This is a genomic window from Streptomyces sp. NPDC050504, assembly GCF_044458065.1.
Lineage (GTDB): Bacteria > Actinomycetota > Actinomycetes > Streptomycetales > Streptomycetaceae > Streptomyces.
Map to the genome: position 1 here is coordinate 218056 of NZ_JBITHO010000011.1, position 18930 is coordinate 236985.

An 18930-nucleotide genomic window follows, 5' to 3' on the forward strand; every position below is an offset into this window, starting at 1 on the left:
TGCCCGTCGTTTACGGCGAACCGCTTGCGCCTCCAAAGTGGCTAATGCCACCATCCAGTAAGTGGCTAATGCCACTTGGGGGCGGCGGTGATCGCGTCACGGTGAAGCGGCGTCGCCCGGACCGCGACGGCAGCGGTGAGGAGTGAGCGCGGATGGCTTACACAATTGATCGGTACCCCTGTGAGGGGTCGCCACGGCTCGGAGCGATGACCCTGCATCCGGAGCCGGAGTCCGTACCGAGGGCCCGGCGTTGGTTCCGGAGGTTCATCGCTCCGTACGGCCCGGACTGCTCGGTCGATGACTGCGTGCTGCTGATCTCCGAGTTGGTGACCAATGCCATCCGCTACGGGAGGTCGGACGAACCGTGGGTGGTGCGGGTCGAGTGGTACCGCGAGGGAAGCTCGCTCCGTGTCGACGTGCACAACCCGGGCTTCCCGGCAGGCGTACGGCTACGGCACCCGGAGGCGGATGACGCCCACGGCAGGGGGCTGCTCCTGGTCGACTCCATCGCCGATTCCTGGTGCTCCGGCCCCAGCGACTTCGGCGGAACGGTCGTCTCGTTCGTGGTCGCCGACGCGTGGCCGGCCTGACCCGCCCACGAAGCCCTTCCAGCGCACCTCCTCCGGGAATGCTGGGGAGCTGAGCCCCCAGACCTTCGCTGTGCTGGTAGGCCACCATGTGCAGCGAGTTCGGGCTAGACGAGTTTCACGCCGTCATGGGCGCGGACCGCCGGTGGGGATGCTGCGTCGAGCGCGTCCAGGACACGGATCGCGTACGCCTCGTCGGCCAGTGCGGACACCTCTTCGCGGGTGGCCCAACGCAGTGCGCGGGTCTCGCTCCCCGTGGTGGGTGTGCCGTCGGCGGCCTCGCAGCGGAAGACCAGCGAGACGATCAGGCCCGTCATGTTCTTGTAGACGCCGGTCAGCGTCGCGGGAAGCGCGATCTTGATGCCGGTTTCTTCGAGGACTTCCCGTTGCAGTCCTTCGGGGATGGTCTCCTCGCGTTCGAGGACACCGCCCGGCGGCTCCCAGTGGCCGTTGTCGCGGCGTTGGATCAGCAGAGCCCGGCCCGACTCGTCCACGACGACCCCGGCCACGCTCACCGAATGCGGGCGCTCGCTGCTCACGGTGCTCGGCCCTCTCGAACTCCCACGAATATCCTCCTCGGCGATCTCGCCCTCATGAGCGGCCGCGCAGTCTTCAGGCAGATCGCCGACCAGCTCCGCAAGGGCGAGAAGCTTCCCTTCGGAAGCCGAAATCGTCGACTACTACGGTGTTTCCCAGACGACCGTCCGCGACTCTTTCTCCATCCTCCAGGCCGAGGGCCCGGTCCACGCCGAGCACGACAAGGGCGTCTTCGTCCGCCGCCTCGACCACTTCGAGGAGGAGATCCGGGCCCGGATGCCCTCGCCCGCCGAGGTCAAGGCGCTGCACCTCGCTTCCGGCGTGCCCGTGATCTGTCTCGTCCGCACCGCCTTCGACACCGGAGGACGGGCCGTCGAGGTCTGCGACACCGTGATGGCGGGCGACGCGTACGTGTTGGCGTATCAGCTACCGGCAACGTGAGCGGTGGGGCGTTGTAGCGTCTCGGCGGAGTGGTGTGGCGGTCGTGGAGGAGTTTTTCGTGGTGGGTCTTCGGGGGCATCAGGTGGAGGCCGTTGATGCCGTCGTGCGGGCGCTCGGGGGTGGGGGGTCCCGGTGTCAGGTCGTCATGGCCACCGGGGCGGGCAAGACGCTCGTCGCCGTGAAGGCCGCCGCGAAACTGCGGGCCGGGCGGGTGTTGGTGCTCGTGCCCTCGTTGGACCTGCTGGCCCAGACCGTGGACGCGTGGCGGGCCGGTGGGCGGGGCGGGCCGGTGTTCGGGGTGTGTTCGATCCGGGGTGACGGGTTCGGCTTCGCCAGTACTACGGCGCCGGCCGAGCTCGCGGCGTGGACCGAGGGGTTGCGGCGGGTCACCGTGTTCGGCACGTACGCCTCGCTCGGGCTCGGCGTGCTGGAGCGCGCGCACCTGTCGTACGGGCTCGCGCCCTGGGACCTGGTCGTCGTGGACGAGGCGCACCGGACCTCCGGGCGGGCCGGGAAGCCGTGGGCCGTCGTCCACGACGACGACCGCGTACCGGCCGAGCGCCGGTTGTACATGACCGCCACTCCCCGGCTGTGGGACGCGCCCGACACCAGCGGGGAGCAGCGGCGCGCGCGGTTGCGGGAGCGGGCCGGGGACGGGGTCGAGCAGGAGTTGCTCGACCTCGGGGATGTGGGGGATGTAGGGGGCGTGGGTGATGTGGGGGGCCTGGGGAGCCTGGGGGGTCTTGGGGGGCCTCTGGAGGTTGGCCTTGGTGGCTCGGGGGCTGGATCCGGTGGGGGGCTCGTTGCTTCCATGGCCGACGATCCCGATGGGCCGTACGGCTCGGTGGCGTACGAGTTGTCCCTCTCGGAGGCCATCGATCGCGGGGTCGTGGCTCCTTATCAGGTCGTCTGCGTCGACGTTCAGGTCGAGGACGAAGGGGATGAGGGGGAGGACGGGGATGAGGGGGATGACGGGGGCGATGGGGGCGCGTCGTTGGCCGCGGTGCGGGGCGCTCGGGTCGCCGCGTTGCAGACCGCCGTGTTGAAGGCCGCGGCCGACCGGGGGCTGACGCGGGTGCTCTCGTTCCACCAGCGGGTGGCCGAGGCGCGGGCGTTCGCGGAGGGGCTGCCGGACGTGGCGGCCGCGCTGTGGTCCGCCGACCGGGCGCGGTACCCGAAGCCCGGTGGCGTGTGGGCGCGGTGGCTGTACGGGGAGCATCCGACCGAGCACAGGCGGCGGGTGCTGGCGGAGTTCGAGCGCGGCGGGGCGCCGGTCGAGCGGGCGGTGCTCGCTTCGGTGAAGGTGCTGGGCGAGGGGATCGACTCGCGGGCGTGCGACGGGGTGTTCTTCGCGGACGTGCGCGGGTCCATGCCGGACCTCGTCCAAGCGGTGGGGCGGGCGCTGCGGATCGGGCCCGGCGAGGGGAAGGTCGCTTCGCTGGTCGTACCGATCTTCCACCGGGCGGGCGAGCCCCGGGACGCGATGCTCACCTCGCCCGCGTACAACGGCCTCGCGAAGCTGCTGATCGCGCTGCGGGCCCACGACGTGCGGCTCGCCCAGCCCCTGCCGGGAGAGGCTGGCGAGTCGGGAAGGGCCGGAGAGCGCGCGGGCGCCTTCGGCGCGGGGCCGGGAAGCGGGGCTGGGCCGGGAGGCGGGGCTGGGCCGGAGAGCGGGGCGGGGCCGGCCGCGCTGGAGGCGTGGGCCGGGGAGATCCTGCGGTTCTCCGCCCCTGTGGACCCGGCTCGGCTCGCGCGGTTCATGGAACTGCGGGTGATCGCGCCCGAGCGGGTGCTGTGGCGGCGGGGGTACGAGGCGGCGGCCGCGTACGCGCGCGAACGCGGCGACCTGCGGGTGCCGTACGCCTACCGCTCCCCCGGCGGGTTCCGGCTCGGCCACTGGATCGCCGGGGCGCGCCACGGCTACGCCCAGGGCACCCTGGGGGCCGCGCGGGTACGGCAGTTGGCCGCTCTGGGCATGGTCTGGTCGCACCTCGACACGTCCTGGGAGGAGAACCTGGCGGTCGCGCGGGCCTGGGCCGCGGCACACGGCGGGCATCTGCTCGCGCCGGTCGACGCGGTGTGGGAGGGGCGGCCCGTCGGTACGTGGCTGCGCAACCAGCGGGCCGCGGCCCGGCGGGCCAGGGACAACGTGCGGCGGCGTGCCGAGGGGCTGCCCGAGGCGCGCGGGGGCGAGCTGTCGGAGCAGCGGCAGTGGCTGCTCGACGAGGTCGATCCGGGCTGGTGTCCGGTGTGGCCGGTGGGCTGGCAGCGCTGTCTGACCCTGCTCAGGGTGCACGTGCGGGCCGGTGGCGCGGTGCCGCGCGAGCCGGGTGAACTCGTCGTGCAGGGCGAGGACTTGGGCGCGTGGGTACGGGATCAGGAGGCCGGCCGGGAGCCGTTGACCGCGCCGCAGCGGATGCTGCTCGAACTGCTGGGCGTGGAGCCCGCGGCGGACGGCGACGCGCGGGGCGGCGGGCGGGGCGGCGGGCGGAGCGGCGGGCGGGTGGGCCATGCCGAGCGGTGGGCGGCGAACTACGGTGCCGCCCGGCAGTACTTCGAGCGCGAGGGCGACCTGCGCGTGCCGCGCAAGCACGTCGAGGCGGTCGGTGACGCGTCGTACGCGACCGGGACGTGGGTCGCCAACCAGCGCTCGCGGGCCGGGGCGCTGACCGAGGAGCGGCGGCGGCTGCTCGACGCGATCGGGATGTGGTGGGGGTAGGGCCTGTCGTCGGGGCCCGGTGTCGGGGCCCGGTGCGGGACCTTGGTGTCGGGACCCGGTGCGGGACCTCGGTGCCGGGACCCGGTGTCGGGACCTTGGTGCCGGGACCTGTCGACGTGATCTGTCGTCGGGGTCCGTCGTCAGGGTCTGAGGCTCTGAGGGCTTTCCCCGCCCGGGGGCGGCGGCGCGTGCCGCTCCGGGCGGGGAAGCCGGTCCTTGCGGCGTACGGCCGGTGGCGCACGCACCGTGCCATACGCCTCCGTGCCTTACGCCTGGGCCGTCTTCTGGTGGAAGGGGCAGGCGTCCCCGCCCGCCGCCGCGCCGGTCGCAAGGGACGCGGTGCTCGCGGTGGTCGCGGTGCCGCCGATCTGCTTCAGGATCTCGTCGGAGAGCAGGTCCTCCTTGCCCTTGAGGGCGTCGGCGACCTTCTGGTCCACGGGGAAGACCATCTCGGCGGCGATGTTGTCCTGGACGATGCGGGCCAGGTTGTCCAGCGCGACGAAGATGGGGTCGGCCGGGGGCTCGACGGTGGCCAGGTCGATCAGGTGGGTGTTCACCTTGGCCGGGTTCATGCACGGCTTGATGATGATCGAGTTCTGGTTCAGCTCGGAGGTCGTCCACTGCGAGAGGACGACGGTGTAGAGGTCCTTCCACGCCTCCTCGCCGACCTTGGTGCGCCAGCGCTTCATGACGTCCAGGACACCGGCGATCTGCGCGTTGGCGGCGTGCGTCATGTTCGTGCGGATGTGGGGGTACACGCTGCCCGAGAAGTCCTCGAAGGACTTCATGTCGAAGGAGCGCAGCCGGATCGAGTCGTTGATGAACTTGTTCGCGGCGTCGATGATCGCGCCGCAGGAGGTCGCCAGCGCCGCGGGCAGGTTCGCGTAGCTGAGCTGCACGCGGGCGGTGGTGAGGGTGGTCGAGAACTTGGTGAGCGGGGCGATCCAGTCCAGCGAGGTCGGGGACTTGAACGCGACCATGTCCAGGTCGTGCGGGTCTATGCGGGCGGCGTTCGGGAGGTTCGGGACCTGGTCGCTCAGGTAGGGCGCGATGACCGAGAAGACGCCGAGCGGGACGTGGGCGATGGACTTCGCCAGCTCGAACATCTCGGAGACCGGGTTCTCCGAGACCTGCGTGCCGTTGTGCACGAGGGTGAACCTGCCGCCCTTGGCGTCGTTCTGCACGACGATGACCGGGTTCAGCTGCTTGATCAGGTCCGACTTCAGCACGGCGTAGTTCGAGCGCATGCCGCTGTTGACGGCGCGCATCGCGTTGCGCGCCTGGAGCTGCAGGCTCGCCGTGTCCGCCGCCGCGGGCTCGGCGGCGTTCGCGGTGGACGGGACCGCACCGAGGAGGGTCGCGGCGCCGACCGCGCCTGCGCCACCGAGGAAGCCTCTGCGAGTGGTCATTTTCTGCCTTTCGATCTTCATTCAGTGGGCGGATTTCCCGCTGAACGTCGGAACAGGAGGTGAAGCGAGTACGGATGTGTTTCGGGGTGTGTGGCGGCGCGCGGAAAGGCGCTCGCGTGTGACGAAAGGGCCTGGGACGCGGTGGAGCGCGCGGCGGCCTCTCGGGAAACGCCTCGGCCGGAGATCGCACGGAGGCGTGGAAAAGTGCGTGAAACGGTGCGTCAAAAGGTGCGTTAAAAGGTGTGCGAAGGTGCGTAAAAGGTGCGTGTATGGAAGATGCGCGTACGGTCGCGTGGGCGTGGCGCGCGCGGGGTGCCGTACTGATTCGCGTACGAAAGCTGGATCGCGTACGGGAATGTGAGGCGCTGGGGTGTGGTGCGACGCGGCGCGCGCGGAGGTGCGGGCGGCGGGAGAACGCTCGCCGGAACAGGGCGTGAGCCGTCCGGAAGCGTGTGGAATCCAGCGGTAATGGTGGCGAGCGTGGGTGCGGGTGCGGGTGCAGGTATGGGCGCGGGCGCGGTGCTTTCAATGCCCGTACGGACTCAACGGCCTTACGTACTCAACGGCCTTACGGAGTCGGCGCCCTTACTGAGTCGGCGCCTCTACGGAGTCGACACCCGTACCGAACCAACGTCCTTACGGACGACCCCCGTCGAGGGACGGGAAGAAGTGAGACGTCACTGGCGCGGCGCGCGTGGAATCCCGCGCGCCGCGCGTTCCGCTTGAGTCCGTGGTCGACCGGCCGCTCCCCAGCAGCCGGTCCCCTCGGGTCCCCCCCCTCGGGCCGGGCTCGCGGGAACGCTCAGACCAGGGACTTCTCGGACTCCACGACCACGCCGTACAGATCGGCGATCGTGGCGAGCGCGCTGTCGTGGACCTGCTCGGCGGTCAGCTCGGCGGTGACCGAGTCGAGCGCCCTGGTGGCGCAGGCGCTGGCGACCACGGTGGGCCGGTTTCCACGCAGGAAGGCACCGTGGGCGGTGAAGGAGACGCACATGTGCGTCATAAATCCGATGACGACGACGTCGGTGTTTCCCGCGGCGTCGACGTGCTCCCCCAGATCTGTGCCGAAGAAGGCGTTCGGGGTCTTCTTCACCACGACGTGCTCGCCCTGGACGGGGGCGACGCTCGGGTGGATCTGCCCGATCTCGGCGCGGATGTCGTACGGAGTCCCCTCTCCGCCGTCATTGATGACGTGAATGACGCTCGAACCGAGTTCACGGGCCCGCGTCAGCAGCGTGGCGGCCGAATCGAGGGCGGCCTGCCAGCCCTCCAGCTCCATCACGCCTTCGACGTAGGTGTTCTGAAAGTCCACGAGGATGAGAGTGGAATCGGCGAGCGTCGCCGGCGTCTGATCGAAGCCGTTCAGCTCACGCAGAGTCGTCGTAGCCATTGGAATACCCCCCACAGGTATCTTGCAATGTTCCAAGGTGTTTCTCGTAGCCCGCCCCGCGCGGTGAGTGGCTACGAGAAGGAAGTTACGGCCATTCGAGGTGCGTCAGCAATGTCATCTAACATGCAGATCCGGACACCGACGTTTGCCCGACCCAGACGGAGAACCATGAGCACCGTCAGACGACTCATAGTCATCACCCTCTTCGAGGGCGTCGACCTGCTCGACGTCACGGGCCCGCCGGAGGTGTTCGCGCTGGTCCAGCGCGAGACGGACGACGTGACGGGTTATCAAGTCGTCCTGGCCGCCGGGACGATGGACCCGGTCACCACTTCCGCCGGGGTGCGCATCCTCCCCGACATGACCTTTCACGAGGCGGCCAAAAGAAGCATTGACACCCTTCTGGTACCGGGGTCGGTCGAGGTCGACAGTCGGCGCCGGGTGCACGCCCTCGTCGATCCCGTCGTCGTCGACTGGGTGCGGAAACTCGCCGGGAAGTCACGCAGGGTCACGTCTGTCTGCGTCGGCGCGCACATCCTCGCCGCCGCGGGACTGCTCGACGGCAAGCGCGCGACCACGCACTGGTCCACGGCGCAGCAGCTCGCCGCCGACCATCCGCTGGTCGAGGTCGACGCCGACCCGATCTTCATCCGCGAGGGCGACGTGTGGACCGGCGCGGGCATCAGCGCCTGCCTGGACCTGTCGCTCGCGCTGGTCGCCGACGACTTCGGCGAGGCGATCGCGCTGCGCGTGGCGCGGCAGCTCGTGATGTACCTGAAGCGGCCGAGCGGACAGAGCCAGTTCAGCGTGCCGCTGGAGCCGGTCTCGACCACCCGGCGCATCGAGGACCTGCGCCACTTCATCACGCGCAACATCGGCAAGCAGCTCACCGTCACGGACCTGGCGGCGCACGCGCACGTCAGCGAGCGGCAGCTCACCCGCATCTTCAAGACCGAGCTGGGGACGACGCCGAGCGTGTACATCGAGTCGGCGCGCGTGGAGCTGGCGCGCAACCAGCTGGAGTCCACGGACGTGACGCTGGACCGCATCGCGACGGTCTGCGGCTTCGGTACGACGGACACCCTGATCAGGGCGTTCCGCCGGAGGCTCAACACGACGCCCACGGAGTACCGCCTGCGGTTCAGGTCGTCGGGCGAGGCGTGAGCTGTGGGGGGGACACGGGGGCGGGGGCGTGAGGGCTTCAGACGTGGGGGGGCGCGGGGCGGGGGCTTGAGGTGTGGAGGGGCGCGGGGCGGTCTTCGGGGCCGTACGGCCTGGGCTCAGCCGCGCTGCCGTGCGCGCGTCGTGACGACCGCGCCGCCCGCGACCGCCAACAGGGCGAGTACGGCACCGGACCGGTCGCGGAGTGGGAGCCGCCTCGGGACTGAGGGCGCTGCGGGCTCTGAGGGCCCCGAGGGCTCGTTGAGGCGGGGGCGGTCACGGGGGCACCGGCCCGTCCGACTCCCGCGCTACCCCGGTCCAGACGCGGGCCCTCACCCCAGTTTCCGCACCTCGACCCCCGGCAGCGGCTTCGTCCACCAGTGGGCGTACCTGCGGTAGACCTCCGGGTCCCGGTCCGCGAGGAACGCGGTGAGCGCCGCCGCCTCCTCCCCCAGCCCCGCCCAGGCGCCCTCGGGGAGCGCACGGAACGCGGTCGCCTCGACAGTGCCGTCGACGACGCGCCACACGCCCGCCACGTACCCGTCCACCAGCAGCGTCGGCAGCACGTCGCCGTTCATCCGCGTCACGTGCTTGCGGTACTCGGGCGGGATGACGCGGCTCCGGTCGGCGTACGCCAGCAGCGTGCTGTCCCACATCGCCATGAGCCGGGGCGGCACCGGCGTGTCGCCGTCGGGGCGCGGCGCGCCCGGTACGTCGTACAGCACCGTGCCGTCCGCGCCCCGGACCTCCTCGACCTCGCCGTCGGCGGCGAGCGCCGCGAGCGCGGCGCGGACGCGGGTCCGCTGGAGCAGTCCGAACTGCGCGACGTCCGCGACCGACGCGGGGCCGAAGCCCGCGAGGTAGCGGCGGACGAGGACGCGCAAGCCTGCCGCGGCGGCTTCGGCCGCACCGGGTTCGACCACCCCAGGTTCGCCCGCCCCGGCTTCGGCCGCCCCAGGTTCCGTCAGTGCGGGTTCCGTCAGTGCGGGTTGCGCGGTGGCCGCCACGTACGACTGCTTCGTGTCGAACAGCCAGGGGCCGCCGGTCGGCGCGTGCCACAGCGGGGCGTAGTGCCGCAGCATGCGCCAGGCGGCGGGGTCGGCGGGCGCGCCGAAGCGCTCGGTGAGCCAGGCACTCAACTCGGCCGCCGCACGCGGCTGCTCCGCGTACGCAAGGAGGTCGGGCAGCGCCGCGTGGACGTCGTCCGCGGTGAGGCCCGACGAGCGGAACCGGGCGTCGCCGAGGCGCGAGCCGCGCAGGGTCGGCTCGACGGCCTCGCGGAAGTCGCGGTAGTCGTCGGCATCGACGAGGTGGAGCGTGATCCGCATGAGCGTCGCCTTGACCGCGCGGGATTCGGCCACGGCGGCGTCGAGGGCGGCGGGGTCGAAGCCTTCGACCCTGTTCCACAGGGCGAGGTACGGGGACGCGGGCTGCTGCGCCTGGAGCGCGACGACCTGCCGCAGCGCGTCGCCGACGCCGATCGACTCGCGGGCGAGCAGCAACTGCCGGGCGAGCGTGGCGCGGTTGAGGGCGCGGGCGGTGATCGTCATGGCTGGATTCTGCCGTACGGGCGATCGATTTCCGTTGTACGGTCTTCATCGTAGTTCGAATGATGTCGTACTTAGAGCCGGGGCTCGGCCCCGGGGCGAGGGGCGTTGCACGATGAGCGGGACGGGTGCGAAGAGCGGAGCTGGCGCGGCGAGCGGGACGGGTGCGGCGGACGGGACTGGCGCGGCGAGCGGAACGAGTGCGGCGAGCACGACGGGTGTGGAGAACGGGACGACCAGGGCCGTGCGGTTCTACGAGTTCGGCGGGCCCGACGTACTGCGGATCGAGGACGTGGAGATCGGCGAGCCGGGGCCGGCCGAGCTTCGGGTGCGGGTGGACGCGATCGGCCTCAACCGGGCCGAGGTGCTGTTCCGCAGCGGCCAGTACATCGAGCCCGTCAGGGAGTTCCCCGGCCGGCTCGGCGTGGAGGCGGCGGGCACGGTCGAGGCGGTGGGTCCCGGTGTCACGGGGTTCGCGGTCGGGGACGAGGTGAGCGTGGTGCCCGGGTTCTCCATGAACGACTACGCGGTGTACGCCGAGCGCGCGATCGTCCCCGTGGCCCACGTGTTCCGGCGGCCCGAAGGGCTCGGCCCGGTGGAGGGCGCCGCGGTGTGGATGGCGTACCTGACGGCGTACGGGGCGCTGGTGGACGCGGGCGGGCTGCGCGCGGGGGACACGGCCGTCCTGACCGCCGCGTCCAGCAGCGTCGGCGTGGCCGCGATCCAGGTCGCCCGGCACCTGGGGGCGACGCCGATCGCCACGACGCGGACCGCCGCCAAGCGGGACGCGCTACTCAAGGCGGGGGCGGCCGCGGTGGTCGTCACCGACGAGGAGGACGTGACGGAGCGGGTGCGCGAACTGACCGGCGGCCGGGGCACGGAGGTCGTCTTCGACCCGGTGGCGGGCCCCGGGGTGGTGCCGCTGGCGGAGACGCTCGCGCCGGGCGGGAGCCTGATCGTGTACGGCGGGCTGAGCGGGGAGCCGACGCCGTTCCCGCCGATGAGCACGATGCGGGGGCGGAGCATGCGGAGTTACGTGCTGCCGGAGACGACCGGCGACCCGGAGCGGCTGCGCCGTGCGGCGGCGTTCATCGCCTCGGGGCTGCGGTCGGGGGCGTTCGTGCCGGTGGTGGACCGGGTGTTCGACCTGGAGGAGATCGCGGAGGCGCACCGGTACATGGAGGCGGGGGGACAGGTGGGGAAGATCGTGGTGACGGTGGGCCGCTGAGGGGTGCGGGGGGGCGAGGGACCCAGGGGCAAGGGGTACGGGGGGCGAGGGGTACGGGGCGCCACAGCTGCGAACTGGGGCATGCACCACCTCAGTCGTACGGTTTTCCTCAGTGACCTCGGGGGTGTCGGGGCGCGACGATGATCTGCATGACAGCAGAGTCGCAGTCCAGCAATGCGTACGGCAGTGATGTGTACAGCGGTGATGCGTACGGCAGCGCGTACGAACATCCCTCGGCCAGGACCGCCCACCGACGACGGCGTGCCCGGCGCGCTGCCGTGGCTTCCTTACTGGCCGCGGCCGGGCTGGCCGTCACCCTCGGCCAGCCGGTGCAGGCAGCCGCGCGCCCGGTCGACGCGGCGAGCGGCGCTTCCACCCTCCCGAGCGGCGCTGCGACCCTCCCGAGCGGCGACGAGGCCCGTCAGCGTTCCCGGCTTGAGCTGTTGGCGAAGGACATGGTGGCCGCGGGGGCGCCCGGGGTGATCGTGCGCGTGAACAACGGACGGGGGCGGCCCGTCGAGATCACCGAACAGGCGCCCTGGGCGGCGAAGGAGCAGCGGCTGCGGGCCGACGACGGATTCCGGGTCGGCTCCAACACCAAGACCATGATGGCCGTCCTCGTGCTGCAACTGGTCGCCGATGGCAGGCTCGCGCTGACCGACCCGGTGGAGAAGTGGCTGCCGGGCCAGGTGCCCGACGGCGGGGCCATCACGCTGCGCATGCTGCTGAACCACACCAGTGGTCTGGCCGACTACACCGCGGACCCCGCGCTCACGCCGGCGATCCTGGGCAAGGACCAGCGGCCGTGGACCTCCGAGCAGTTGCTCGCCGTGGGCGTGAAGCACGATCCGCTGTTCCCGCCCGGCACCTCCTGGGCGTACAGCAACACCAACTACGCTGCGGTGGGCGCCGTCCTGGAGAAGGCGACGGGCAGGAGTCTGGCCTCGCTGGTACGCGACCGGATAGCCCGCCCGCTGGGCCTGAAGCACACCTACTACGCCACGGACTCCACCTTGCGCGGCCCGCACGCCAGGGGGTACGAACCCGATGCCGCGCACATGCCGCCGGGGGTGCCGGCCGAGCTGCGGGAGTACGCGGGGCCGAACCGCGCGGGGCACGTGGAGGTGACCGACAACAACCCTTCGTGGGGCGGGGCGGCCGGGGCCGTGGTCTCCACCGCGCGCGACTGGGACCGGTTCTACGCCGCGCTGATGTCCGGCAGGCTGCTGCCCGCCGCGCAGCTGGCGCAGCTGCGCACCACGGTGCCGGTGATACCGGACCTGCCTGACGGACCCGGTTACGGGCTCGGCATCATGACCACCACGTCCCCGTGCGGCACGGTGTGGACGCACGACGGCGGCATACCGGGCTACCTCAGCGTCAACATCACGGATTCGACGGGCAGCCGTACGGCCACGGTCGTCGTCACGACGGAGGCGTTCGCCGAGTACCCGGAGGCGTTCCCCGCGAAGCTCACCGAGGCCTCCCGGGCACTCGTGTCCGGCGCGATGTGCGCGATGTTCGACAAGCAGGCACCGACGTCGACATCGATACAGGCACCCATACCGGCGCCACTGGCCGCGCCGCTGTCCGCGCCACTGGCCGCACCGATCGCCGGGGCAGCGCCCGCCGCGTCGATACCGAGGCCGAGCCGCGCGGGCTGAGGTCGGTGTCACCCGGCTCCGGCACGGTCGACCGCCAAAAGGTCCCCCAACTCGCTCCTTCGGTAGAGGACTTGGCGGCCGTCCCGGACCCGGGTGACCAGCCCGGCGCCGTACAGCACCCGCAGGTGCTGGGAGACCGCGCTGGGGGTGACCGCGAGCAGCCGGGCCAGTTCGACCGTCGGCAGCGGCTCGTCGAGCAGGCCGAGCAGCCGCGCCCGCGGGCCGCCGAGCAGCGCGGTGAGCGCCCCGCGCGGTACGGGCTCCGGCGCCGCTTGCCAGAGCGTGGCCACGCCCCGGCTCGGATAGGTGAGCACCGGCGGCACGTCAGGGCTGAGCGGCGGCACGGGTTTGTACGCGAAGAGGGAGGGCACCAGCGGCAGCCCCCGGCCGTCCGCCGCGACGCGGTGCCTGCCGATCATCTGCTCGATGTGCAGGGCTCCCCTGTCCCAGCGCAGGTTGGGGTGCAGCTCGTCGAAGAGCCGACGTGCGCCGCCCGTGGCGAGGCTGCGGGCCCGGTGGGTGACGTCGGCCTCCAGTACGAGGCGCATGGCCGGCCAGTCCGGGGCGAACGCCAGATCCCAGTAGCGGCGCAGCAGCGCGCCGAGCCGGTCGCGCAGCGCGAGGACGGGCTCGTCGCCGGGGGCGTCCACGGCGGCGAACAGCGCGGGCAGCGGGTGCGGTGCGTAGGTGGCGCGCAGGTCGCGGCGTACGACGTCGGGTCCGGTCGCGGCGACGGCGGCCAGCTCCTCGTCGAGGGTGGGCGCGAAGTTCGTGGGGCGGGGCGTCAGGAAGTCCGGCAGCGCGAAGCGGGGCCCGACGAGGGCGAGGAGCACGCGTGCGTCGCGCGGATCGAGCCGTTCGAGGACGGCGCGGCGCCAGGGGGCGTGCAGCGGGTAGCGCCCCGGGTCGCTCAGTGCCCACAGACTGCCCATGGCCTCCTGCAACGGCGAGATGGCGAACCGGGTGTCCGCGAGGTCGTCGGCGCCGAGCAGAAAGCTGATCACGTTCGAACGTTAAGCGCTGGGCTACATCGTTGGGCAGGGGGCGCGGTTCCGGCTGCACTTCCCGTATGAGAGACACGGACACCGGAACGAGTAATGCCCGCACGGGGAATGCCCGCACGGGGAACGCCCCCATCGGCCGGGGGACCGTTCTGCTGCTCGCGCTCGCCTGCGGGGTCGCGGTGGGCAACGTCTACTTCCCGCAGGCGGTCGCGCCCCTGGTCGCGTCCGGGCTCGGAGTGCCCGAGGGGACGGCGGCGCTGGTGGTGACCGCGGTGCAGTGCGGGTACGCGCTGGGGATCTTCCTGCTCGTGCCGCTCGGCGACCGGCTGCCGCACCGCCCGCTGATGGTGGCGCTGCTCTGTGCCGCCGGGCTCGCGCTGCTCGCGGCGGGGGCCGCGCCGGGGCTGGTGCCGTTGGCCGCGGCGAGCGTCGCGGTCGGTGCGGCGACGGTGGTCGCCCCGGTGCTGGGCCCGCTGGCCGCCGGGCTCGTGCCGCGGGAACGGCGCGGGCAGGTCAGCGGGACGCTGTTGAGCGGGTGCATCGCCGGGATGCTGCTGTCGCGGACCGCGGGCGGGGCGCTCGGCGAGTGGCTGGGCTGGCGGGCCCCCTATCTGCTGGCCGGGGCCCTGTCGTTGCTGGTCGCGGCGGTGCTGGCGCGGGCGCTTCCGGTGACGGCGCCGACGTCGCGGCAGCGGTATCCGGCGCTGCTAGCCGAGCCGTTGCGGCTGCTGCGCGCCGAGGCGGGGCTGCGGCGCTCGTGCGGCTACCAGGCCGCGGTGTTCGCCGGGTTCTCGGCGGTGTGGACGGCGGTCGCGCTGCTGCTGACGGGTCCGGTGTACGGGTTGGACGCGCGGGCGGCGGGGACGCTCGCGCTGGTCAACGCGGTGACGATGCTCTGTACGCCGGTGGCGGGCCGGGTCGTCGACCGGCGCGGGCCCGACGCGGTCAACCTGGTGTGCCTCGTCGGGGTCCTCGCGTCGGTGCCGGTGCTGGCGCTGGGCACGCTGGGCGGTGCGGTGGGGATCGCGGGGCTGGTGGCGGGGACGCTGGTCCTGGACGTGGCGATGCAGTGCGGTTCGGTCGCCAACACCGTACGGATCTACGCGCTGCGCGCCGACGCGCGCTCGCGCCTGAGCACCGCGTACATGACGTGCGCGTACCTCGGCGGGAGCGCGGGTTCCTGGACGGGGGCGCGAGCCTGGGAGCGTGTGGGGTGGCCCGGGGTGTGCGCCCTGGTCGCGGTGCTCGGGGCGGTGGCGCTGGCGGGGGCGGTCAAGGTGGCGCGGGGCGGCGGGGCGGGAGGCCTTCGGGCCGGTGCCGTGTCCCGTGCGGGACGCGGCACCGGCCGCCGGGAGCCGGGCAGTTCAGGGACCTGGAGTCCGGGAACGCACGGTTCGGGAGCGCATGGTTCGGGAACGCACGGCTCGGGAACGCACGGCTCGGGAGCTCAGAGGGCGCGTGCCTCCAAGTAGCAGAACGCACGGGGCGCGGGCAGTTCGCCGGTCTCGGTGATGGTCAGTCCGGCCCGCTCGCACACCTCGTCGAGCTGGCGACGGGTGCGCTCCTTGCCGCCCGCGTTGACCAGCATGTTGAGGTCGGTCATGTACGGCGCCTTCGGTCCGTCCGGCGCGACGGTCTCGGGCAGCACCGACTCCAGGATCAGTACGCGCCCCTCGGGCGGCATCGCGGCGCGGCAGTTGGCGAGGACGGTCACCGCCCGGTCGTCCGACCAGTCGTGCAGCACGCTCTTGAGGATGTAGAGGTCGGCGCCCTCGGGGGCCCAGCGGAAGAAGTCGCCGGGCACGAGGGAGCACCGGTCGGCGACGCCGTTGCGCTTCAGCGTCGCGGGCGCCTGGGCGAGGCCCGCCTCGGTGTCGTACAGGATCCCGTTGAGCCCGGGGTGGGCGCGGAGCACGCCCGAGATGAGGGTGCCGTCGCCGCCGCCGAGGTCGGCGACGGTGCCGAACCGCCCGAAGTCGTACGCCTCGGGCAGGGCCGCCGCGATCTGGCCGGTGAAGCAGCTCATCGCCGTGTTGAACCGCTCGGTCAGCTCGGGGTGCCGATGGAGGTACGAGAAGGCGTCGGTGCCGAAGACCGCGTCGAACATCGGCTCTCCGCTGCGCACGCTGTCGTCCAGGTGGTCGAAGGCGCGCAGTGTCACCGGGTCCGTGAAGACCTCGATCAGGGCGGCCATCGAGCCCGGGTGGTCCCGGTCCAGCAGGGCTCCGGCGGGAGTGACGGAGAAGGTGCCGGGTGCGTCCTCGCGCAGGTGGTCGAGGGCGGCGAGGGTGCGCATCAGCCGGAGGGTGGATTCGGGGTGGGTCCCCGCGGCTCGGGCGACGTCGATGTACGACGTGCCGGCCGTACTGGACGCCGTACCGGATGCCGTACTGCCCGTCGTACTGGATGCCGTACCTGGTGCTGTTCCGGGTGCTGTTCCGGATGCCGCGCCGATCAGTTCGACGATCCTGAGTCGTACGGCGGCGCGGAGTATCAGCGCGGTCATGGGTGCGAAGGCCGCCTCCATGGTTCGATCGAGCGGAGCGGGACCCTCCGCCTTGAATTCCTGGACCACGTTCGTTCCCCTTCCCCCTGCGGTTTCGACCGCCGTGTGACGGTCTGCGGTTACCGACCGGTCGGTGTCGGTATGCGCAGAACGACTATCGCGATGATCGCGCCACGGCAACACCGTGGGACGCCGGGAGTCCGGTTCTTGCCACTCGGCGCCGCCGCCGACGGGTTTCGGGGGTCGTCACCGTCAGAGGCTGTCGGCCTCGATGTCGCCATAAGACGTGGTCACGCGGATGTTCAGCCCGGCGGCGGCGCCTTCGACGTTGTTGAGCGTGTTGCGGATCCGGCCGTATCCGGTGCCCGCGTCCAGCGTGGCGGAGGTTCCGCGGGCGGCGCCGACCGACACGTCGCCCGCCTCGGTGCGCAGCACGACCTCGCCGCGCACGGCCTCGGCGATGCGGATGTTCCCCTTCTTGGTGGTGATCTCGGCGGGGCCGCCCAGGCGGCCGATCGCGACGTCGCCCGCTTCGGTGGTGACGCGGACGCTCGCCGCCTCGTCGAGCTTGATCTCGCCCTGCGCGCCCTCGAAGACGACGTCGCCGAGCCGTCCGACGCCCCGGAGTTCGGCGCCGGCCGCCTTCGCCTCGACCCGGGAGCCCGTCGGCAGCTGAACGGTCACCTCGACGGAGCCGACGGCGCCGAGGAGCTGGCGCTGCGCCGGGGCCGCGATCCGCAGGACGCCGTCACCGAACTCGACCGTGGTCTGCTCGGCGGCCTTCACGTCGCGCCCCTTGGCGGAATCGGCCGGCAGGACCTCGACGACGGTGTCGGCCCGGTCGGCCGCGATGAACCGGACGCGGCCCGCGGGGATGTCGAGGACGGCGGCGACGGGGGCGGTGGTGGCGAACTTCTCCATGGTGTCTCTCCTGTGCTGGTCTCTGTTTCCGACAAGGGAAAAGCTACGTTGCATTCATCATTAGAGCAACACGATCGTTGCGCAGAATTGTCATTACTGCAGGTCAGAGTAGAGAAACCATTGCAATGGAATCAATATCAACGCAACGCAATACGCGAGTGCGTTGCAATGAATTAAGAGTGAAAGCTATGCTGACCGCACCGGAAGCACAGACGGAGCAAGGACAAGGAGGCCGCGATGCCGGGAGGCAGGCTCACCCAGCAGGAACGTCGGCAGATCGCCCTGGGGCTGGCCGACGGCCTGGCCTACGCCGAGATCGCCAGGCGCCTGGAGCGCCCCACGTCGACGGTCACGCGCGAGGTGATGCGCAACGGCGGCCCCACCGCCTACCGCGCCGAAGCGGCCCACCGCGCGACCGAACGCCGCGCCCACCGCCGCAGACAGACCGCGCCCCGTGACACCCAGGCGCCCCCGCAGGGACACGGGCGCGACGCGGAGTCGGTGCGCGAGTTCGAGGAGGCGTTCACCGCCGTCTTCGCCCAGTCGGGCCTGCCCAAGATGGCCTCCCGGGTGCTGACCTGCCTATACACCACGGACGCGGGCAGCATCACCGCGTCCGAACTGGTCCGGCATCTTCAGGTCAGTCCGGCGTCCGTCTCCAAGTCGGTCGCGTTCCTGGAGAGTCTGAACCTCATCCGCAGGGAACGCGACGAACGCCGTGAGCGGTACGTCGTGGACGACGACGTCTGGTACCAGTCGATGGTGGCGGGTGCCCGCTCCCACGCCCAACTGGCCGAAACCGCACGCAAGGGCGTCACGGTCCTCGGCTCGGGCACCCCGGCGGCGGTCCGCCTGGAGAACATCGCCCGCTTCGTCGACTTCGTGGGCGAAAGCATCATCCGCGCGGCGGAACAGGCCCGGGAGGTCCTCTACACGAAGCCCGAGCAGCTTCCGGAGAACGCGGCCGAAGCGGGTCCGGAGGGCGGAGCGGGTCCGGAGGATCCGGAGCGCGAATAGCCACGTCTGTACGGGTCGAATCTGTACGGGTCGAACCACCGCGCCGTCAGTCGATGCCGCGCACCAGGTGGGGTTCCGTCGCGTCCTCGTCGTCCGCGCCCGCGAGGAGCAGCGGCGGGGCGGTCGGCGGGATGTCGCGGAACTGGCGGCGGGACTTCTCGTGGTTCTGGTGCACGGCGGCTCTCCGTCCAGATCAGGCGGTGTTCCCTCGGACGAACAGCGTGCCGGGGGCATCTCGATTTTCTCTCTAGTTCTTCTCAAGTTCCTGCTGGAGAGGGGTGCGAGGGCGGCGATCGGGTGGCGCGCGGCGCGGAGACCGGGGAGGCGCGCGCCGTGATCTCGGTAATCTCGCGTCCATGATCTCGGTGATACAGAACGTGGCGATCGACTGTGCAGATGCCTACGGGCTGGCCCGGTTCTGGAGCGGGGTGACGGGCTGTCCGCTGCACCCGGAGGACGTGCCGGGCGCGCGGGAGACCCAGGTGACACTGGCCGAGGGCCCGGTGCTGTACTTCAACCAGGTGCCCGAGCCCAAGACCGTCAAGAACCGGATCCACCTGTGCCTGCGCCCCGACACCTCGCGCGACCAGGAGGTGGCCCGGCTGCTGGACCTCGGCGCCTCCTTCGTCGCCGACCGCCGCGAGCCCGACGGCGCGGGCTGGGTCGTGCTCGCCGACCCCGAGGGCAACGAATTCTGCGTCCTGCGCAGCGACTCCGACCGGGCCGCCACCCCGTAGGTCCCGCGTCCGCACCCCGTCAGGGCGCACAGCCGGAGCCACAACCAGGACGGGTGCGG

At 71.8% G+C, this 18930-nt stretch carries 16 protein-coding genes and 1 pseudogene; 9 read left to right on the forward strand and 8 right to left on the reverse strand.

Going from position 1 to position 18930, the window contains the following annotated elements; translation table 11 throughout:
- Positions 1-152: 152 nt before the first annotated feature.
- The gene (locus ACIBNE_RS34365; protein ID WP_399278699.1) at positions 153-590 is read left to right on the forward strand and encodes an ATP-binding protein; all 438 of its coding nucleotides are present in this window, start codon (positions 153-155) and stop codon (positions 588-590) included.
- 104 nt (positions 591-694) lie between these two features.
- Here the strand turns inward: ACIBNE_RS34365 and ACIBNE_RS34370 are convergent, their stop codons facing one another.
- Entirely contained in the window at positions 695-1102 is a 408-nt protein-coding gene (locus ACIBNE_RS34370) for an NUDIX hydrolase (protein WP_399278931.1), read from the reverse strand.
- A 3-nt stretch (positions 1103-1105) separates the two neighbouring features.
- Here ACIBNE_RS34370 and ACIBNE_RS34375 point away from each other — a divergent pair.
- Both ACIBNE_RS34375 and ACIBNE_RS34380 read left to right on the forward strand, forming a co-directional pair.
- Positions 1106-1565: pseudogene (locus tag ACIBNE_RS34375) on the forward strand (GntR family transcriptional regulator).
- A 61-nt stretch (positions 1566-1626) separates the two neighbouring features.
- Complete coding sequence (locus ACIBNE_RS34380) at positions 1627-4284, forward strand: Helicase associated domain protein (RefSeq protein ID WP_399278933.1); 2658 nt, start codon at positions 1627-1629, stop codon at positions 4282-4284.
- Between the two features lie 266 nt (positions 4285-4550).
- Here ACIBNE_RS34380 and ACIBNE_RS34385 read toward each other — a convergent pair whose 3' ends face one another.
- Both ACIBNE_RS34385 and ACIBNE_RS34390 read right to left on the reverse strand, forming a co-directional pair.
- Positions 4551-5693, reverse strand: a complete 1143-nt coding sequence (locus ACIBNE_RS34385) for a twin-arginine translocation signal domain-containing protein (RefSeq protein ID WP_399278701.1) — start codon at positions 5691-5693, stop codon at positions 4551-4553.
- Between the two features lie 802 nt (positions 5694-6495).
- Positions 6496-7086, reverse strand: a complete 591-nt coding sequence (locus ACIBNE_RS34390; protein ID WP_399278703.1) for a cysteine hydrolase family protein — start codon at positions 7084-7086, stop codon at positions 6496-6498.
- A gap of 168 nt (positions 7087-7254) precedes the next feature.
- On the opposite strand from ACIBNE_RS34390, the gene ACIBNE_RS34395 reads away from it, so the two are divergent.
- Positions 7255-8250, forward strand: coding sequence for a GlxA family transcriptional regulator (locus tag ACIBNE_RS34395; RefSeq protein WP_399278705.1), 996 nt, complete (start codon positions 7255-7257; stop codon positions 8248-8250).
- Positions 8251-8579: 329 nt separating this feature from the next.
- On the opposite strand, the gene ACIBNE_RS34400 is transcribed toward ACIBNE_RS34395, so the two are convergent.
- Positions 8580-9797, reverse strand: coding sequence for a winged helix DNA-binding domain-containing protein (locus ACIBNE_RS34400; RefSeq protein ID WP_399278707.1), 1218 nt, complete (start codon positions 9795-9797; stop codon positions 8580-8582).
- A gap of 112 nt (positions 9798-9909) precedes the next feature.
- Here ACIBNE_RS34400 and ACIBNE_RS34405 point away from each other — a divergent pair, with 112 nt between their 5' ends.
- Together ACIBNE_RS34405 and ACIBNE_RS34410 are read left to right on the forward strand one after the other, a co-directional pair.
- A complete protein-coding gene (locus ACIBNE_RS34405; protein ID WP_399278709.1) occupies positions 9910-11022 on the forward strand; it encodes a zinc-dependent alcohol dehydrogenase family protein in 1113 nt (370 codons plus the stop codon).
- A 149-nt stretch (positions 11023-11171) separates the two neighbouring features.
- Positions 11172-12686 carry a serine hydrolase domain-containing protein gene (locus tag ACIBNE_RS34410; protein ID WP_399278711.1) on the forward strand — a complete coding sequence of 505 codons (1515 nt, stop codon included), beginning with the start codon at positions 11172-11174 and terminating at the stop codon, positions 12684-12686.
- An 8-nt stretch (positions 12687-12694) separates the two neighbouring features.
- Here ACIBNE_RS34410 and ACIBNE_RS34415 read toward each other — a convergent pair whose 3' ends face one another.
- Complete coding sequence (locus tag ACIBNE_RS34415; RefSeq protein ID WP_399278713.1) at positions 12695-13690, reverse strand: helix-turn-helix domain-containing protein; 996 nt, start codon at positions 13688-13690, stop codon at positions 12695-12697.
- A gap of 65 nt (positions 13691-13755) precedes the next feature.
- Here ACIBNE_RS34415 and ACIBNE_RS34420 point away from each other — a divergent pair, with 65 nt between their 5' ends.
- Positions 13756-15162 carry an MFS transporter gene (locus tag ACIBNE_RS34420; RefSeq protein ID WP_399278714.1) on the forward strand — a complete coding sequence of 469 codons (1407 nt, stop codon included), beginning with the start codon at positions 13756-13758 and terminating at the stop codon, positions 15160-15162.
- Here the strand turns inward: ACIBNE_RS34420 and ACIBNE_RS34425 are convergent.
- Together ACIBNE_RS34425 and ACIBNE_RS34430 are read right to left on the reverse strand one after the other, a co-directional pair.
- Positions 15138-16265, reverse strand: coding sequence for a methyltransferase (locus ACIBNE_RS34425; RefSeq protein ID WP_399278716.1), 1128 nt, complete (start codon positions 16263-16265; stop codon positions 15138-15140). The genes ACIBNE_RS34420 and ACIBNE_RS34425 overlap by 25 nt on opposite strands.
- 183 nt (positions 16266-16448) lie before the next feature.
- On the reverse strand, positions 16449-17117 hold the full coding sequence (locus ACIBNE_RS34430) for a DUF4097 family beta strand repeat-containing protein (protein WP_399278718.1): 669 nt from the start codon (positions 17115-17117) through the stop codon (positions 16449-16451).
- 237 nt (positions 17118-17354) lie between these two features.
- Here ACIBNE_RS34430 and ACIBNE_RS34435 point away from each other — a divergent pair, with 237 nt between their 5' ends.
- Positions 17355-18134: a helix-turn-helix domain-containing protein gene (locus ACIBNE_RS34435; protein ID WP_399278720.1), complete on the forward strand. Its 780-nt coding sequence runs from the start codon at positions 17355-17357 to the stop codon at positions 18132-18134.
- 46 nt (positions 18135-18180) lie between these two features.
- Here ACIBNE_RS34435 and ACIBNE_RS34440 read toward each other — a convergent pair whose 3' ends face one another.
- Complete coding sequence (locus ACIBNE_RS34440; RefSeq protein WP_399278722.1) at positions 18181-18309, reverse strand: hypothetical protein; 129 nt, start codon at positions 18307-18309, stop codon at positions 18181-18183.
- 181 nt (positions 18310-18490) lie between these two features.
- On the opposite strand from ACIBNE_RS34440, the gene ACIBNE_RS34445 reads away from it, so the two are divergent.
- Entirely contained in the window at positions 18491-18871 is a 381-nt protein-coding gene (locus tag ACIBNE_RS34445) for a VOC family protein (protein WP_399278723.1), read from the forward strand.
- Positions 18872-18930: the final 59 nt, after the last annotated feature.

Bases quoted from the DNA above. Each gene is read 5' to 3' on its own strand.
- ACIBNE_RS34385 (WP_399278701.1), bottom strand. From the start codon at position 5,693: ATGACCACTCGCAGAGGCTTCCTCGGTGGCGCAGGCGCGGTCGGCGCC.
- ACIBNE_RS34420 (WP_399278714.1), top strand. From the start codon at position 13,756: ATGAGAGACACGGACACCGGAACGAGTAATGCCCGCACGGGGAATGCC.
- ACIBNE_RS34445 (WP_399278723.1), top strand. From the start codon at position 18,491: ATGATCTCGGTGATACAGAACGTGGCGATCGACTGTGCAGATGCCTAC.
- ACIBNE_RS34365 (WP_399278699.1), top strand. From the start codon at position 153: ATGGCTTACACAATTGATCGGTACCCCTGTGAGGGGTCGCCACGGCTC.
- ACIBNE_RS34435 (WP_399278720.1), top strand. From the start codon at position 17,355: ATGCCGGGAGGCAGGCTCACCCAGCAGGAACGTCGGCAGATCGCCCTG.
- ACIBNE_RS34430 (WP_399278718.1), bottom strand. From the start codon at position 17,117: ATGGAGAAGTTCGCCACCACCGCCCCCGTCGCCGCCGTCCTCGACATC.
- ACIBNE_RS34395 (WP_399278705.1), top strand. From the start codon at position 7,255: ATGAGCACCGTCAGACGACTCATAGTCATCACCCTCTTCGAGGGCGTC.
- ACIBNE_RS34390 (WP_399278703.1), bottom strand. From the start codon at position 7,086: ATGGCTACGACGACTCTGCGTGAGCTGAACGGCTTCGATCAGACGCCG.
- ACIBNE_RS34410 (WP_399278711.1), top strand. From the start codon at position 11,172: ATGACAGCAGAGTCGCAGTCCAGCAATGCGTACGGCAGTGATGTGTAC.
- ACIBNE_RS34400 (WP_399278707.1), bottom strand. From the start codon at position 9,797: ATGACGATCACCGCCCGCGCCCTCAACCGCGCCACGCTCGCCCGGCAG.
- ACIBNE_RS34405 (WP_399278709.1), top strand. From the start codon at position 9,910: ATGAGCGGGACGGGTGCGAAGAGCGGAGCTGGCGCGGCGAGCGGGACG.